The organism is Mesorhizobium sp. WSM4823, from assembly GCF_055811195.1.
Genome location: NZ_JBVVQL010000001.1, coordinates 400,952 through 417,628 on the forward strand (window position 1 = coordinate 400,952; position 16,677 = coordinate 417,628).

Sequence of the window (16,677 nt, forward strand, 5' to 3'; positions counted from 1 at the left end):
ACAGGATGGCATGCGATTGACTTCAAGCATCGCGACCAGATGCCACCGATCGCGCATGCAGGGTCCATCGTCAAAGTCCCCCCAAATGGTGGGTGGCGTCAGTTGCCTAAAATCTGCCGGCCGGCTGCTGCAATGCGTTCCCCTTGGTGTTCCCAAACGGGTTATGGCAGGCAAAACGGCGATGACCCTCGGCTTCGGCCAGTGGCGGCTCGATCTCCCTACAAAGCGGCAGAGGCTGGAAACAGCGCGTGTGAAACCGGCATCCGGCCGGCGGGCTGGCGGGGCTGGGCACATCCCCGGTGAGCAGGATGCGCCGGCGCGCCCTTTCCTGGTCCGGGTCGTGCAGCGGAACGGCCGAAAGCAGCGCCTTTGTGTAGGGGTGGCGCGGCGTTTCGTAGAGTTCCTCGCGCTCGGCAAGCTCCACGATCTTGCCAAGATACATTACCGCCACCCGGTCGCAGAGATGACGGACCACCGAGAGATCGTGCGAGATGAACAGGTAAGATATTCGCGTCATCTCCTGGATCTCCTTCAGCAGATTCAGGATTCCCGCCTGGATCGACACGTCGAGCGCCGAGACCGGCTCGTCCAGGATTACGAGATCCGGCTTTGCGGCGAGAGCGCGCGCTATGCCGATGCGCTGGCGCTGCCCGCCTGAGAACTCGTGCGGATAACGCGTGGCGTGCTCCGGTCCCAGTTTCACCAGGTCGAGCAGTTCCGCCACTCGCTCTCGCGTCTCCGCTTTTGACAGTTTCAGCATTCGCAGCGGTTCGGCGATAATATCGCCGGCCATCATGCCGGGATGCAGCGAGGCGTGCGGGTTCTGGAACACGAACTGGATGTTTCTGCGCAGCGGACGCATTTCGGCGTCCGAGAGTCCTGCTATATCCCTGCCTCGAAAGACGATGCTGCCGCGCGTCGGTTTGATCAGTCGTGCCAGACACCGCGCAAGCGTCGACTTGCCGCAACCGGACTCGCCAACCAAACCGAGCGTTTCACCCTGCCTGAGATCGAACGAAATGTCGGACACCGCCTGGATGCGGGTTGGGGTGCTGAAGAAAGGCAAGTTGCCGCCGGTCGAGAATTCCTTCACCAAGCCTCGCACCGAGAGCAGCGCGGGTTGGGCAGGCGCCACATCTCCGGGCAAGGATATGGCAGGAGCCGTCCCCATCACACGGTCTCTCCCGGTGTCCGAATCGACGAAGAGACCTCGTCCGCGCGGTGACAGGCGACATCGACGTGACCGATCCGGCGCAGCAAGGGGTCCTGGTATTTGCACATGTCGACCGTCCGCCGGCAGCGTGGATGAAAGGCGCAGCCTTTGGGCAGGAAAGCGAGCGAAGGCGGCGCACCGGGAATGGCGCTCAGCCGCGCCACGCGCTGTTCGATCCGCGGCAGGCTGTCCAGCAACGCGCGCGTATAAGGATGGCGCGGCGACCTGAAGACGTCAGCTACTTCGCCGCGCTCGACGATGCGTCCCGCATACATCACTGCGATCTTGTTAGCGACGCTGGCGACGACGCCGAGATCGTGGGTGACCAGCACCAGCCCCATTCGCCTTTCCGAGCACAGTCGCTGCAGCAATTCCATAATCTGCGCCTGGATCGTCACATCAAGCGCCGTCGTCGGCTCGTCGGCGATCAGCATTTGCGGATCGTTGGCCATCGCCATGGCGATCACCGCACGTTGGCGCATTCCGCCGGAAAACTCATGCGGATACTGCCCGGCCCGTTGTCTGGGGGAGGGGATCGAAACAAGATCGAGAAGCTCCACAGCCCGCTGCAAGCCTGCGCGCGCGCCGACGGAACGGTCATGGATCCGTACCGCCTCGGCGATCTGTGCGCCGACGGTGAGCAGGGGATTGAGCGTGGTCATCGGGTCCTGAAATATCATCCCGATTCGTGCACCCCGATAGCGGCGCAGGAAGCTCTCCGCTTGCCCGATCAGTTCCGCGCCGCGAAATTTTACCGAGCCAGTGACACGGGCACGCGGCGGCAGCAGACCCATGACGGCCATCATGGTCGCGCTCTTGCCAGATCCCGACTCACCGACCAGCCCCATGATTTCGCCGTCCTCGACCGTGAAGTCGACGTCGCGAACGGCAGGCAGCAAGGTTCGCGAGCGGCTCTCGAACGAGACAGTCAAACGCTCGACGGCGAGCAGGGGGGCGGCGTTGCTCATCGCGACCTCGGATCGAGATAGTCGCGCAAGCCGTCGCCGAGAAAATTGAAGCCGAGCACGATGCTGAGGATGGCGATGCCGGGACCGGCTGCGATCCACCAGCGGTAGAAATGCAATGCCCCCTCGGAGATCATCTGCCCCCATTCCGGAGTCGGTGGCACAGCCCCGAGGCCAATGAAGGAGAGGCTCGCCGCGAGCAGCACGATCTGGCCGAAATCCATGGTCGCGTTGACGATGACCGGGCTCCAGCACAGCGGCAGAATATGCTTGAACAAGATGCGCGGCGGACTGGCGCCCGAGGCGATCGCCGCTTCGACATGCTCGCGCTCGCGCACCGAGAGCACCTGCGCGCGCATCAGCCTGGCGTAGATCGGCCACCAGACGACGACCATGGCTATGGCGGCGTTGCCGAGGCCGGGTCCGAGCGAGGCGGTTACGGCCATGGCGAGCAGGATCGGCGGAAAGGAGAGCGTCACGTCGACGAAACGCATGATGGCCTCGTCGAGCAGCCCGCCGACGAAGCCGGCTATCGCACCGAGCGCTGTGCCGATCAGCACCGAGCAGACGATGACCACCAAGGCGATAGGCAGCGATTGGCGTACGCCGTAGAGCGTTCGCGAAAACACGTCACGGCCGAGCGCGTCGGTGCCGAGCCAATTGGCGGCGTCGGGCGGCGTGAAGCGCTTGCCGGCGAGCATGGTCGGGTCGTAAGGCGCCCACCAGTGGACCGTGAGCAGGACGATGAACCAGGCGATGATGATGACGCCGCCTATTATGACAGGCGCTGTTGCCCAGCGCGGCAGACGCACGGATCCAAGCGTATGCACCTGAATACTCATGCAGCCCCGCGCGACCCGAGTTTGACCCTGGGATCGACGGCCAGGTAAGCGAGGTCGGTGACGAGGTTGGTCAACAGGAATGCCGCTCCGCCAACGATGGTAACGCCGATGATGGCCGGATGGTCCAGCCCTTGTGCCGCCTGCACGGCATAGGAGCCGATGCCGGGCCAGGAGAAGATCGTTTCGGTCAGGATCGCTCCGGTGATAAGATATGCGAAGGAGAAGCCGAGGATCGTGAGCGTCGGCAGGATCGCGTTGCGCAGCGCGTGGTTTAAAAGTACGCGCATGCGTCCGGCGCCTTTCGCACGGGCAGCGAGGATGAATTCCTGTCCGAGCACATCGAGCATCGATCCGCGCACCATGCGCGAAACGATGCCGGTCACAGTCCAGCCCAGCGCCAGCGCTGGCAGGATGAGGTGCGTCAGCACATCGCCGAATTTGGCGAAGTCGCCGGCAATCAGCGCGTCGATCGTGAACATGCCCGTGACAAAGGGCGGCGCCTCGGAGCGAGGATCGATCCGTCCCGGACCCGGCAGCCAACCGAATTTGACGGAGAAGATGTAGAGAAGGATGAGGCCCGACCAGAATACCGGGATTGACGCACCCAGCAGCGCGAAAAGACGTGCGAAATGGTCGGCCAGGCGGTCGCGGAAATTGGCGGCCAACACGCCGAGTGTGATGCCGCTGATGCTGCCCACCAGCATCGCCGCGATAACCAGTTCCAGCGTCGCCGGCAGGCGCTTGAGCAGGTCTTCGGAAACCGGCCGTTTGGTGCGGAACGACGTGCCGAAATCGCCGGAAAGCAGGTTCTTCAGATAGATCAGATACTGTTCGGGCAGCGAGCGGTCGAGGCCCCAGCGTGCCTTTGCGGCTGCGACCACTGCCTCGTTGTGCATCTGCCGCTCGCCGATGAGCGAGGTCAGCGGGTCGGCATTGGTGAAGTGCGACAGTAGAAACGCCAGCGTGACGACGCCAAGCAGCAGGAGCGGCATCGCGATCAGACGTCTTGCTATGTAGCCGACCATCGCGATGCCTCTGAGTGCGAGCCTCGCCTATTTGCGGCTGAGCTCTGACAGCGGAAGGTTGCAGCAGGCGGAATAACGAACGCCCTCGATGTTACTGCGGTAGGCTAGCACCAGGTTCGGGCTGACGACAGGGACAATGATCTTGTCTTCGATCATTTGAAGCGCGATCTCATGATAGACGCCGTCGCGTTCGGCGTCCGACGCCGCCATCGCCTTTTTCATCAAATCGGTTTCCTTTTGATTGAGCAAATCGACTTTGCCCTTCTGGCCGGCGCGGGTCAGCCAGAACGAATCCGGGATCATGCCGAAGAACTGGACGTACTGGGCCGAGCCGAAATAGTCAGGCGCGTAGAAGCGGGCCGAGAATGGCACGCCGGGGCTGGCGACCTGTTCGCGCCAGACGGCGGAAGCCACCGGTTGAATGTTGAGTTTCACATTGACCCGTGCCAGGTCCTGCTGGACCTTCTGCATCAAGAGCACGAGGTCGACACCGTAGACGTTGAGCTGCGCGACGGTGACGTCGAGCTCGAACCCGTCCGCCAGCCCGGCTGCGGCCAGCATAGACTTGGCCTTCTCCAGATCCTGCTTGGGCATCGGAAGATCGGCGGTGCCCGGGAAGCCGTTGGGTATCGGCGAAGCCTGCGGCTTGCCTTCGCCGCCGACCGTGAACTGGATGATGCCGTCATAATCGATCGCGTAGGCGAGCGCCTGGCGGACTTCCTTCGTCAGTGGAACCTTGTTGCCTTCGGCACCGGGACTGAACATCACGTAGATGAAGTTGTAGGACGGCACCGTTTTGATCGTCACATCCGGCGAAGAGATCGTTTTTGACGTGTCCGGATCGACCTGCATGGCGATGTCGGCCGCACCGCTTTGCAGCATCTGCGCCTGCGATACCGCATCGGCGGTTTCGTCAATGACAATCTCCCCGATTGCCGGCGCTTTGCCCCAGAATTTGTCGTTGCGGACGAAGCGTAACTCGTCATCGGGTGCATAAGACTTCAGCACATAAGGGCCGCTGCCGGCTGAATTCGCCAGGAACCAGCCTTCCGCGGTGTCGGTCGTCGATGCGTCCGCATCAGCCTTGGCGCCCGCCGTAGCCGCGACGTCGCTGTTGATGATTACGGCATAGGGCGCGGTCAGCACGCCGATGAATTCGGAGTTGGAGCTTTCCATCGTGACGACCACGGTCTTCGGGTCGGGCGTGTCGATGGACTTGACCAGCGACATCATGAAGGAGGCGTCGGCTTTGATATTCTTCAGCCGTTCGTAGCTCCACTTGACGTCTTTCGATTCGACCGGGCTGCCGTCGGAAAAGACCGCATTGGGGGCAAGCTTGAAGGTGAACACGGTCTGATCGGCGTTGACCTCCCAGCTTGTCGCCAGGAGCGGCTCGATCGACTTGTTGTCGGCGGCGAGCGAGACGAGGCCCTGATAGGCCGAGCTCAAATAGATCTGGCAGGTGTCGCAGAAGGCACGGCTCGGATCGAGTGAGTTGATCTCCAGGTGGCGTGCAATGATCAATGGTTGGTCTTGAGCCAAAAGCGGGCCGGCGTGAAGCGCGGTCGCGGCGGCAAGCATCAGCGCGGCCCGCCGGAATAATTTCGGAATATTCAGTGCCATCGGATTCTCCCATTCGCAAATCGTTCGGCTTGCGCTGATCGCAAGCCGGCAGGCGCCGTCCGGCGGGTCTTATCCCGCTCTTTTCAAACCGTTCCCGTTCCCGCGAGAAATTCCCGCGCCACAGCCGTGACCCCGGCAGCGTCAAGCCTGTAATGTGCGTAAAGCGCCGCCGGCGGGCCGATCAGCGAGAATTCGTCGACGACGCCGTGGCGCTGGAAGCGCACAGCCGGTCCGCCGGCGATCACTTCCGCAACGGCGCTTCCCAACCCGCCAATGACATTGTGCTCTTCAACCGTCAGGATAGCGCCCGTATCGGCTGCAGCCTTGCGCACGGCCGATACGTCGAGCGGCTTGATCGTGTGCATGTCGAGAACGCGGACGCTCTTACCTTCGGCCGCCAGCGCGTCGGCTGCGGCGAGGCTGGCATGGATCTGCGAGCCGGTCGCGATGATCGTGAGGTCGGTTCCGTCGCGCAGCATCTTTGCCTCGCCGAAACGGAAATCGCTCGGCACTTCGGAGTAGACCTCCGCATCGCGTCCTCGGCCGAGCCGGATATACATGGCGCCCGGGTGATCCACGGACGCGCGCAGGATGGCCCGCAACTGGTTGGCATCCGCCGCGCAGACGATTATGAGTTCGGCGATGCTGCGCATCATGCCGAGGTCTTCGAGCGAATGGTGGCTGGTGCCGTAAAAACCCATCGAGATGCCGGAATGGTGGCCGATGATGCGCACCGGCATGCGCGGATAGGCGCAGTCGGTCCGGATCGGTTCGGCGCAGAGGATGGCGCAGAACGAGGCGAAGGTCGCTACGTAAGGGATCATGCCGCACGAGGCCATGCCGGCGGCGGCGGTGATCATGTTGCGCTCGGCAATGCCGAAGTCGATGAAGCGATCCGGGTGACGCGCATGGAAATCGCGTGTGCGGCTGGAATTGGCGAGATCGGCGGTCGCTACCACGATACGTTCGTCGTGGTCGGCCAGATCTGCGAGCTCTTCGCCGAGGATGAACGCCGGCATGAGCTTGTTCGGCGTGCCGCGTACCGACTTTTCGTCCTTCAATGCGATTTCGGTGTCGCTGCCGCGAAACAGCGTGCTCTGGTCCTGGCCGGCATTGGACGTCACTGTGCTCATCACGCGTCCTCCCTCTGATAGGGTGTCAGCCCGGAAGCGATCTCGTTGTAGGCGTCGTCGTAGTCGGCGCCGACCAGATTGCCGACATGCCAGTTCAACGACAGTTCCATATGTTTGACGCCACGGCCCTTGATCGTGTCGGCGACGATCATCTGCGGCTTGCCATGACCGGCCGGCGCCAGCCCGTCGAGCGCCGCGAGAATAGCTTTGAGGTCATGCCCGTCGATGCGGCGGACATCCCAGCCGAAGGACTCAAATCGCCCATGGATCGGCTCAACCGACATGACCGCTTCCGTCGGGCCGTCGATGCACAGTTGGTTGCGGTCGACGATGGCGACCAGGCCGCTCAGCTTGTAATGGCCGGCCGCCATTGCGGCTTCCCAGATCTGGCCTTCATTGAGTTCGCCGTCGCCGAGCATGACATAGGTTCGGTAGTCGCGTTTCTGCAGCCGTCCTGCGAGCGCCATTCCAAGGCCGATCGACAGGCCGTGCCCAAGAGAACCGGAGGAAAAATCAATGCCGGCTATCTTTTTCATATCCGGATGGTCGCCGAATGCGCTGCCCAGTTTGGTGAAATTGTCGAGCAGCTTCGGATCGAAGAAGCCAAGATCGGCCAGAACCGGATAGAGCCCGATCGCGGCGTGGCCCTTGCTGAGTACGAAGCGATCGCGATCCGGCCATTTCGGCTTGCCTGGATCGTAACGGAGGTGCGCGTAATAGAGCGCTGCGAACAGTTCGGCGGCCGAAAACGTGCTCGAATAGTGACCCGCGCCAGCGATGCGCGTCAGGCGCAGTGTCTCCAGCCGGATGAATTTCGCACGGTCCGCGAGAAACTCCTCCGAAACGTTGCGGCCACGGTCGGACCGGCGGTTAGTATCCAAACCTCAGCCTCCAAACTGATACATGATATATCAAACCACACGCGTCTGGCAGCGTCAATGCCGTGCAGCGCCATACATTGGCTTGCCTAGAGACGCGCGACGGCGGCAAGCGATTCATCCGTCGCTTGCAGCGCGGCGTCTATATCGGCCTTGGTGTGCGCGGCCGAAAGGAACATCGTGTGCGCCGGATGCATGTAGACCCCCCGCTCGAGCAGATTCAGGCAGAATGCGTTGCCGCGACGCCGGTCGGGGTCGTCTTCGAACAGGACAACCGGCATCTGCACGGGGCCACTCTGCCGCAGCTTGAGGCCGTGGCGCTCTGCCTGCGCGTCCAGTCCGTCGCGCAGCCGCTGCCCCATCGCTTTCATGGTACCGATGGCGTCGGTCCTTACCAGCTTGTTGATTGTGGCTATGGCGGCCGCCATCGAGACGGATGCGGTCCAGAACGAACCGGTCGTGAAGATTTTCGTGGCGGCCTCGCGGAACCGGTCATTGCCCGTCACCGCTGCAAGCGCGTGCCCGTTTGCGATCGCCTTGCTCCAGGCGGCGAGGTCGGGCCTGACGCCGACCAGCTCCCAGCTTCCGCCCATGTCGAGCCTGAAGCCGGCTCGCACGTCATCGACAATCAACGCCGCGCCGGCTTCGTCGGCGCGTGCCCGTGCCCGCTTGGCGAATTCGGCGGTTGGCAGAATATGCTCCTTGCCGAGGTCATGCTTGAAGGCGGAAACCATGATGGCGGCGAGATCGCCCTTGGCCTGCTCGACGGCCGTATCGAGGCTCGCCGGGTCGTTATAGTCGAAATAGATGAGGTGGGCGCGATCCTCTTCGGTCACGCCGGCGACGGAGGGCGTGCACCACGGGATAGCTCCATGATAGGCGCCACGTGCCAGCAGAACCTTGCGTCGTCCGGTGCCCGCACGCGCGATGGTGACACAAGCGGTGGTGGCGTCGGTGCCGTTCTTGGAGAACATCGCCCAGTCGGCGTGCGGCACCGTTTGGACGACGAGTTCGGCCAGTTCGACCAACCGTTCGCTAGGCCCGTTCATGGCGTCGCCGCGATTTCGCTGGGCGGTTGCCGCCGCCTCGACGTCCGTGTCGTTATAGCCGAGGATCATCGGTCCCCAGCCGCAGATGAAGTCGATATATTCGCGCCCTCTGGAGTCCCAGGTGCGGCAGCCTTCGGCACGCGAAAAATACTGGGGATAGCCCTCAGGCAGCCGCGCGGCGTTCTGATGGCCCCACATGCCGCCCGGAATGACGGCGGCGGCCCGAGCACGCAAGGCACGATCCACATCTGTGACCCGCTGGTCCATCAGCGTCTTCTCCGGTTTTGTTGCGTCCGGGCAAAGGAATTGCGCCGGCACGGCTGTAAGGCAATTGCCTGATTTGATATATCATGTATCAATGCGTTGCAAGTTGACGGCAAAGCGTAGCGCGGGTCGACGCGGTTACGCTTCATAAGAGTGTGGAGAATGATGCAACCGATTTTTGGCGTGATCGCCGACGATCTTACCGGCGGCATGGAGACAGCTTCCATGCTGGTCGCGCTCGGCGTCGGTGTCGGCTTCGTCACCCGGCCCGAAATGGTGGCTCAAATCCCGCTCCAGCCCGCCATGGTGGTTGCGCAGAAGACGCGCGTCATCCCGGCTCCCGATGCGGTCGGAAAATCCGATGCCGTGGCCCGCGCGCTGCTCGCCGTCGGCGTTCGCCAGCTCTTTTTCAAATATTGCGCCACCTTCGATTCGACTGACCAGGGCAATATCGGCCCGGTCGCCGACCGGCTCCTTGAACTGACCGGCGAGACCAGGACCGCCTTTTGCCCTTCGGCGCCCGAAGTCGGCCGCTCGGTATTCAACGGACACCTGTTCGTCGGCGCCCAACTCGTCTCTGAATCGCCCAAGCGCCTCGATCCGCTGACCCCGATGACCGATCCGGACCTGGTCCGTGTTCTGCAACGCCAGACGAAGTCGCGCGTCGGTCTGCTGCCGCATCGCTTTATCAGGGGCGATTTCCAAGCGCTTCGCGAGTACGCCGACGATCTGGCCGAGCGGGGTATTCGCCATATGATCGCCGACGCCATCTACGAGGAAGACCTCGACGCAATTGCGGCACTTACACTCGACTGGAAGGTGATGACCGGCAACTCGCCGATCACCCAGCACTATCCCTCACTTTGGCGGAAGCGCGGCTGGCTCGACGAGGCACGACAAAAACCGGATCTTCCGGCCGTCGATGGAGCAGGGGTTGTCCTATCCGGCAGTTGCGCCGAGCGCACCCTCGAACAGCTCGCCGCCTTTGAGCAGTCCAGGCCGGTGTATCGCATCGACATTACAAAAATCGAAAGCGCCGAAGGTGCGATAGGCGCTGCGCTGTCTTGGGCGGGCAAACATCTCGAAAGCGGTCCAGTGGCCTTGGCCACCTCCGCGTCAAATGAAGACGTCCGTATCGCGCAGGAAAAATATGGCCGCGACGGTGCAGCACATCTGGCGGAAGCCATACTCGGCGGCTTGGCGATCCGCCTGCGCGAAGCAGGCGTTCGCCGCTTCGTCGTCGCCGGCGGCGAGACATCCGGGACGATGGTCGAGCGGCTCGGCATCGACCGCTTGCGCATCGGATCGTATCAGGGTCCAGGGATCGCCCGCGCCACGACAGAGGAGGAAAGGCCGATCGCGCTTTGCCTCAAATCCGGCAAGCTCGGCCCCGTCGAGATGTTCCTCCCAACGCTGGAGTCGATGAAGAATGCGGGAAATTAGATGAGCGACCAGAATGAATTGAAGCAATCGATCTTGTCGGTCGTCCGTCGATTGGAGGACAAGGGCTTCAATCATGTCAGCACGGGAAACGTCAGTTGCCGCGCCGGCAATGGGATTCTGGTCACGCCGACCGGCGGTAATAGCGGCAACATGAGTGCCGATCGCCTGGTCCAGATCGACTATGACGGAGGCGTCGCGGGCGAAGGGGTACCTTCCAGCGAATGGCACATGCACGTCTCGATCCTTCGCGCCTTTCCTGCCGCCAATGCCGTCATCCACACGCATGCCGATGCCGGCGTGGCACTCTCATGCCTGCGCAAACCGATCCCGGCCTTCCACTACATGGTCGCGGGTTTCGGCGGGGAGGACATTAGATGCGCGCGCTATGCGACATTCGGAACCGCCGATCTGGCTGCCTCGGCGGTCGAGGCGTTGCAGAACCGGACCGCCTGCCTCCTTGCCAATCACGGTATGATCGCGATGGGCAAGACGCTCGACGCAGCCTTCAATGCGACCGTCAAGCTGGAAACGCTGGCGAGGCAATACCTTCTGGCGCTGCAGGCGGGCGAGCCCGTGCTGCTGCCGGCTGAGGAGATGGCAAGGGTGGGCGCGCGCTACGGCAATTACGGGATTGGGCTGCTGCCGGGCTGATGGCCGGCTAGGGCTCAGTGGAGAACCAGCTTGCAAATCACCGGCCAGACAAAAATCATGTTCGTGCTTGCGCATCCAATCGGGCATGTTCGCGCCCCAGCTGTTTTGAACGCGCATTTCGAATCCATTGGCAAGAACGTCGCCGCTTCGCCGCTGCATGTTGCTCCCGAAGACCTTAACGGGGTCGTCGCCGCGATCCGTCACATGCGAAACGTCATCGGTTTCGGCACGACAATTCCGCACAAGATTGAGGTGATGCGTTTTCTCGATGAACTCACGCCGAATGCGAAAAATGTCGGGGCGGTGAACTTCACGCGCCGCGACGAGGACGGCCGCCTCATCGGCCACAACACCGATGGTCTCGGTTTCGTCGCCGGCTTGCGTCTCAACGACGTCGACCCCGCTGGCAAACGCATCCTCCAGATTGGAGCCGGAGGTGCGGGACGAGCGGTCGCCTTTGCGCTCGCCGAGGCTGGAGCCGGCAAGCTGCGCATCAGCAATCGCGATGGCGGAAAGGGCCAGGCACTGGCCGAGGCCATTGCCGCGCACTATCCGAAGTGCGATGTGACGGCGGGACCTGCCGCTGCCGAGGATTTCGACGTTATCGTCAACACCACCTCGGTTGGCATGAAAGAAGATGATCCCATACCCGTCGATATCGATCGGCTGGCGCCTGCCACCGTGGTGGCCGACGTCATCATGACCCCTCTGGTCACGCGTTTGCTTGCCAGGGCCTCGGAGCGCGGCTGTAAAACAATCGGCGGCAAGATCATGCTCGACCAGCAGATGAACCTCGTCACCGATTTTCTTCGCGCATGAGTCAAAGCTCGGATTTTTTTGGGATTGCCGGTGGATGGGCCGTTAATATCGGCAACCACGCTTGACGGAACGACGGTTTGGTCGGCAAGCCGATTGGATGCCGAGACCGGTTCGAGGACAACGATGGCGGAATTGAGCGAAATCCAGACGACGAGCCTGTCGTCCCAGATCTATCTGCGGCTGCGCCAGCAATTGATGTCGGCGCGGTTCCACCCTGGCGACCGCCTCAAGATTCGCGACCTGGCGCAAAGTCTCGGAACCAGCGAGACGCCTGTACGCGAGGCGCTGTTCCAATTGGTCAAGGATGGCGCGCTCGAGATGAAACCCGGCTATTACATCCGTGTGCGCCGGGTCAACCTGAAGGAATATCTCGAGATCAGGGATATCCGCCTGCTTCTCGAACCTTATGCGGCCCAGCAAGCCCTGCCGCACATCGACGATTCGTTCATCGAGCAATTGTCGGCGACCCACGACAGGCTCGTCGAGGCGGAGCGGACGAAAGACTATCCGGCCGCCTTGCAAGCGAATTACGATTTTCATTTTTCCGTCTACCATAAGTCGCAGATGCCGCATTTGATCGAGATGCTGGAGAGGCTGTGGATCCAGATCGGCCCGCTGCTGACCTTCCTCTACCCTCACGGCCACCCGACCTATGACGGCCAGCATCAGCATCTCAATGTCTTGAGCGCATTGAAGGCGCGCGACAAGAAGGTCCTGCGCAAGGCCTTTGAGCAGGATCTGATCGAAGGCGGCCGGAAATTCGTCGCTTATCTCACCGAGATCGAGGGCAAGGACTTCTCCGACAGGGAAGAGACGCCGCGCCCGACGAGACGCAAGCGTGCCTGACTGTTACGCCATGAGAGGGTGAAGCCAATGAATGTCTGCGACGGGAATCTGGCGCTTGCTGCGCGCGCAAGCAAGGTCATGGCCGGCGGTCACCTCAGTCCCAGTCGCAAGCTTGGCGCCTCGATCGCCTTTACCCGCGCTTCCGGATGCTACCTCTTCGATGCGGATGGGAACCGTTACACTGATTTTCACTGCGGTTTCGGCGCAAATGTGCTCGGCCACTGCCATCCGGCGATCGCAGCGCGAGTTCATGCCGTATCGCATGACATCGACCTGATCGGCGCCGGCATCACCCAGCTGGAGGTTGAAACTTGCGAGGTCATCGCCCGCCATATTCCCTGCGCCGAACTTGTGTCGCTCTGCAGCAGCGGTTCGGAGGCGACCTTCCATGCGCTGAGGATCGCCCGCGCCTTCACGGGTCGCAAGAAGGTGATAAAATTCCAGGGCGGCTATCACGGCTGGCATGACGCCGTCGCCATGAACGTCCAGTCCGAATCCGGCGCGATTGGCCGCTACGATCCCTTGTGTGACGGGATCATGGAAGAGACGGCGCGCCACACAATTGTCCTGCCCTACAACGACGCAGGCGCTGTTGAGGCCTATCTGAAGGCCAATCCCGGTGAGGTCGCGGCGATTATCGTCGAGCCGATTGCCCACAATATCGGTTCGGTGATCGCCACCGATGCTTTTCTGTCGGACCTGCGCACGATCACGCGGGAGCAAGAGGTCGTGTTGATCTTCGATGAGGTGATCACGGGCTTCCGTCATGCTTTGGGCGGCTACCAATCGATCTGTGGCGTCACACCCGACCTGGCCACCTTCGGCAAGGCGGCCGGCTCCGGCTATCCGATCGGCATCGTCGCCGGCCGCCGCGACATCATGGAATGCGTTGGCCGCACCGGGAAAGGGTCGGTGTTCATGGGCGGCACCTTCAACGGAACGCCATCGAGCCTTGCGGCAGTGCTGGCGACCATCGAGGAATTGTCGAAGCAAGGCACGTACGAACGGTTGTCGGCGCTCGGCATGCACATGCGAAAGGGCTTGGATGCGATCGCTTTGCGGCATGGCCTCGAAGCCCAGAGCGCCGGCTTCGGATCGGTGTGGCTGCTGTATTTCTTCTCGGGCGCCTACAGCCGCTACGACGATTTGCTGCGCAATGACGACGCGCTTGACCTCGCTTTCCGTCAGAAGATGATCGAGCACCGTTTGATAGGCCAGCCGCTGCCGTTGAAGCGGCTTTATCTCTCGCTCGCACACACGCCCGAGATTCTTGATGAATCGCTCGGTGTCATCGACAGCGTATTGGAGCGGCTGATAGCGCGGCGCTAAAGCCGTCAGGAAACGGCGGCAAGCGGCCGGGCACCGAGATAGGCGAGGATGCCTTCGCCGCCGCGCTCAATATCGCCCACAAGCGCCTCGCTTGCAGCGGCGCCGTCGCGCCTTTCGAGAGCCGCCATCACGTTCACATGCTCCTCGGCGCCCAGATAGTGGTCGTCAGCATGTTCGCGGTAATAGACCTTCAGGATCGGTCCCATGGAAACCCATAGATTCTCGATCTGTCCGAGCAGCATTTTCATGTTGCAAAGCTGGTAGACCCCGAAGTGGAATTCGCGATTGAGCCGGATCGAGTTGAAATTGTCATGCGCACGGCTCGCCTTGACGAACCGCGCATGGCAGTCGGCCAGCCGTTCCACATATTGCGGCGTGGCATTGATTGCGCCCTCCCTGGTCGCCAGGCCCTCGAGCGCGATCCTTATCTTGCGGATCTCCAGATAGCGCCCCAGATCGAGATCGGGCACTGTCAGGAACCGGCCCGAGCGGATCTCCAGCCCCTGCTCGCTGACCAGGCGAAGGCATGCCTCCCGCACCGGGGTGACGCTGGTGCCGAGGCGTTCGGCGATGTCGTAGATGACGAGCCGCTCGCCGGGTGCGAAATCGCCGTCGATCAAGGCGGCGCGGATCGACGTGTAGGCCCGAGTCGAGAGATTGTCGGTGGCAAGCGGCTTGATGCTCACGAAGGTCCCCGATTCGACATGGTCTCGATCGCATATGATTCGATACCCTTAGCATCCAGCCTATAATGGGCATAGAGATGCGTCGGCGGTGCGATCAGGCTGTACTCGTCCATGATGCCATGACGCACCAGGCGCGGTGCGCCGCCGATGTCACCAAGCACCTCGGCGACTGCGCCTCCAAGGCCGCCGAGCACATTGTGCTCCTCGACGGTCATCAGACAGCGTGAACGTCGCGCTGCAGCGATAACGGCGTCCCGGTCGAGCGGCTTTATCGTGTGCATGTCGATGAAGCCGACGTCGCGACCGCCCGCCCGCAGTGCGCGCACCGCGTCCAGCGACGGATGCACCATCGAGCCGCAGGCGATAATGGTGAGGTCGGCGCCCTCGTGATGGGTCACAGCCTTGCCGAACTCGAACGGCGCCGGTCTATCGTAGACGACCGGATCATGGCCGCGTGCGATGCGGAAGTAGATCGGCTCCGGCCAGGTCATCGATGCACGGATGGCGGCAGCGAACTGCGCCCCGTCGGCCGGCGACACCACGGTCAGATCGGCAATGCTGCGCATGATCGCCAGGTCTTCCGTGGCGTGATGCGAGGTGCCGTAGAAGCCGAGGCTGATCCCGGCATGATGGCCGACCAGCCGGACAGGCAGAGCCGAATAAGCGATGTCGGTACGGATCTGCTCGCAGCAGAGCAGCGCCAGGAAGGACGCGAAGGTCGCGGCAAATGGCATGTGTCCGGTCGTCGCCAAGCCTGCGGCGGCAGACACCATATTCTGTTCGGAAATGCCGAACTGGAACAGGCGCTCCGGATATCTGCGGGCAAAGCCGATCAGTCCATTGGAATATTGCAGGTCGGCCGTCACTGCGACGACCGGGCGACCTTCGGCGGCGAGTTCGTTTAGCGTGTCGGCAAGGACTGAAAGGCTCGGGGCGCGTGCGTTCAGTCCGCGATACTGCCAGCTTCCGGGATCGAGCGCCTCGCTCATTGCAAGCCTCCTCTCGCCCTGATTTCGGCCAGGACTTTCTCTTCGTCGCTCGGCGCGAGAAAACCGAGATGCCAGCCCGGTTCAGCTTCCATGAAGCCGACGCCCTTGCCCTTCATTGTATGGGCAATGATGCAGGCCGGCTTTTCGCGTACCTGGTCGGCCTTCAGCCGTCGCAAAAGCAGCGTCAGGGCCTCAACGTCATGGCCGTCGACCTCATGCACGTCCCAGCCGAAGCTGCGCCATTTGTCGGCCAGCGGTTCGATGTTGATGACGTCCTCGACCGTGCCGTCGAGCTGGTAGCGATTGCGGTCGACGATCGCCACCAGATGGCTGAGCCGGTGGTGGGCGGCCGACATCGCTGCGGCCCAGACCTGGCCCTCCTGCATCTCGCCATCGCCGAGGAGCACATAGACGTCGAAATCCTGGCCGTTGAGCCGGCCGCCAAGCGCCATGCCGACGCCGGCCGACAGCGCGTGGCCGATCGAGCCGGAACTGAAGTCGACGCCCGGCACCTTGCGCATGTCAGGGTGATCGCCGAGCGGGCTGCCAAGACGTGTGTAGTTATCGAGCCATTCCTTTGGGAAGAAGTCCCACTCGGCCAGCAGCGGAAAGAGCCCGACCGCTGCATGGCCTTTGCCCATCAGGAAGCGGTCGCGCTCGGGCCACTTAGGCTCGGCACGCGTGAGCCGCATGACCCCGCCGTAAAGAACGGCGAAAATTTCGGCGCAGGAGAAAACCGAGGAATAGTGACCGACTTTGGCGATCGAAATCAGCCGCACAGTCTCTGTCCGGACAAACAGGGAGAGCTCTTTGAGGTGGCGTGTTTCGGCCTCCGATAGCCCATTCGCGAGACTCGGCGATGAACTCATTCCCATAAACCTCCGGTACGAAATTCGCTTGCAAGGCTGCTGATAGTGGTATC

At 62.2% G+C, this 16,677-nt stretch carries 16 protein-coding genes; 5 read left to right on the forward strand and 11 right to left on the reverse strand.

The genetic code is table 11. The features are described 5' to 3' along the window. Window positions 1-106: 106 nt before the first annotated feature. From AC0L26_RS01990 to AC0L26_RS02025, 8 genes are all read right to left on the reverse strand, one after another. On the reverse strand, window positions 107-1,171 hold the full coding sequence (locus tag AC0L26_RS01990) for an ABC transporter ATP-binding protein (RefSeq protein ID WP_473631005.1): 1,065 nt from the start codon (window positions 1,169-1,171) through the stop codon (window positions 107-109). After that, on the reverse strand, window positions 1,171-2,181 hold the full coding sequence (locus AC0L26_RS01995; RefSeq protein ID WP_473631006.1) for an ABC transporter ATP-binding protein: 1,011 nt from the start codon (window positions 2,179-2,181) through the stop codon (window positions 1,171-1,173). Before AC0L26_RS01995 ends, AC0L26_RS01990 begins: the two co-directional genes overlap by 1 nt. After that, window positions 2,178-3,020, reverse strand: a complete 843-nt coding sequence (locus AC0L26_RS02000; RefSeq protein WP_473631007.1) for an ABC transporter permease — start codon at window positions 3,018-3,020, stop codon at window positions 2,178-2,180. The genes AC0L26_RS01995 and AC0L26_RS02000 overlap by 4 nt, the downstream gene beginning before the upstream one ends. After that, the gene (locus tag AC0L26_RS02005; RefSeq protein WP_473631008.1) at window positions 3,017-4,045 is read right to left on the reverse strand and encodes an ABC transporter permease; all 1,029 of its coding nucleotides are present in this window, start codon (window positions 4,043-4,045) and stop codon (window positions 3,017-3,019) included. Before AC0L26_RS02005 ends, AC0L26_RS02000 begins: the two co-directional genes overlap by 4 nt. Before the next feature lie 27 nt (window positions 4,046-4,072). Further along, window positions 4,073-5,668 carry an ABC transporter substrate-binding protein gene (locus AC0L26_RS02010; protein WP_473631009.1) on the reverse strand — a complete coding sequence of 532 codons (1,596 nt, stop codon included), beginning with the start codon at window positions 5,666-5,668 and terminating at the stop codon, window positions 4,073-4,075. An 83-nt stretch (window positions 5,669-5,751) separates the two neighbouring features. Continuing rightward, complete coding sequence (locus tag AC0L26_RS02015; RefSeq protein ID WP_473631010.1) at window positions 5,752-6,801, reverse strand: transketolase family protein; 1,050 nt, start codon at window positions 6,799-6,801, stop codon at window positions 5,752-5,754. Then, window positions 6,801-7,682 carry a transketolase gene (locus AC0L26_RS02020; protein WP_473631011.1) on the reverse strand — a complete coding sequence of 294 codons (882 nt, stop codon included), beginning with the start codon at window positions 7,680-7,682 and terminating at the stop codon, window positions 6,801-6,803. Before AC0L26_RS02020 ends, AC0L26_RS02015 begins: the two co-directional genes overlap by 1 nt. 86 nt (window positions 7,683-7,768) lie before the next feature. Further along, window positions 7,769-8,995, reverse strand: coding sequence for an aminotransferase class III-fold pyridoxal phosphate-dependent enzyme (locus AC0L26_RS02025; RefSeq protein ID WP_473631012.1), 1,227 nt, complete (start codon window positions 8,993-8,995; stop codon window positions 7,769-7,771). 159 nt (window positions 8,996-9,154) lie between these two features. Between AC0L26_RS02025 and otnK the strand changes: the two genes are divergently transcribed. The 5 genes from otnK (at window position 9,155) to AC0L26_RS02050 (ending at window position 14,080) form a co-directional block, all read left to right on the forward strand. Continuing rightward, window positions 9,155-10,435 carry a 3-oxo-tetronate kinase gene (gene otnK / locus AC0L26_RS02030; RefSeq protein WP_473631013.1) on the forward strand — a complete coding sequence of 427 codons (1,281 nt, stop codon included), beginning with the start codon at window positions 9,155-9,157 and terminating at the stop codon, window positions 10,433-10,435. After that, a complete protein-coding gene (locus AC0L26_RS02035) occupies window positions 10,436-11,086 on the forward strand; it encodes a class II aldolase/adducin family protein (protein ID WP_473631014.1) in 651 nt (216 codons plus the stop codon). A 30-nt stretch (window positions 11,087-11,116) separates the two neighbouring features. Further along, window positions 11,117-11,905, forward strand: coding sequence for a shikimate dehydrogenase family protein (locus AC0L26_RS02040; protein WP_473631015.1), 789 nt, complete (start codon window positions 11,117-11,119; stop codon window positions 11,903-11,905). 123 nt (window positions 11,906-12,028) lie between these two features. Continuing rightward, window positions 12,029-12,751 carry a GntR family transcriptional regulator gene (locus AC0L26_RS02045; protein WP_473631016.1) on the forward strand — a complete coding sequence of 241 codons (723 nt, stop codon included), beginning with the start codon at window positions 12,029-12,031 and terminating at the stop codon, window positions 12,749-12,751. A 27-nt stretch (window positions 12,752-12,778) separates the two neighbouring features. Beyond that, a complete protein-coding gene (locus AC0L26_RS02050; RefSeq protein ID WP_473631017.1) occupies window positions 12,779-14,080 on the forward strand; it encodes an aspartate aminotransferase family protein in 1,302 nt (433 codons plus the stop codon). A gap of 5 nt (window positions 14,081-14,085) precedes the next feature. On the opposite strand, the gene AC0L26_RS02055 is transcribed toward AC0L26_RS02050, so the two are convergent. Genes AC0L26_RS02055 through AC0L26_RS02065 form a run of 3 tightly spaced genes read right to left on the reverse strand, consistent with a single transcriptional unit; the run spans window position 14,086 to window position 16,624 of the window. Next, complete coding sequence (locus AC0L26_RS02055) at window positions 14,086-14,766, reverse strand: GntR family transcriptional regulator (protein WP_352937273.1); 681 nt, start codon at window positions 14,764-14,766, stop codon at window positions 14,086-14,088. Further along, window positions 14,763-15,755 carry a transketolase family protein gene (locus AC0L26_RS02060; RefSeq protein ID WP_473631018.1) on the reverse strand — a complete coding sequence of 331 codons (993 nt, stop codon included), beginning with the start codon at window positions 15,753-15,755 and terminating at the stop codon, window positions 14,763-14,765. Before AC0L26_RS02060 ends, AC0L26_RS02055 begins: the two co-directional genes overlap by 4 nt. After that, complete coding sequence (locus AC0L26_RS02065; RefSeq protein WP_473631019.1) at window positions 15,752-16,624, reverse strand: transketolase; 873 nt, start codon at window positions 16,622-16,624, stop codon at window positions 15,752-15,754. The genes AC0L26_RS02060 and AC0L26_RS02065 overlap by 4 nt, the downstream gene beginning before the upstream one ends. Window positions 16,625-16,677: the final 53 nt, after the last annotated feature.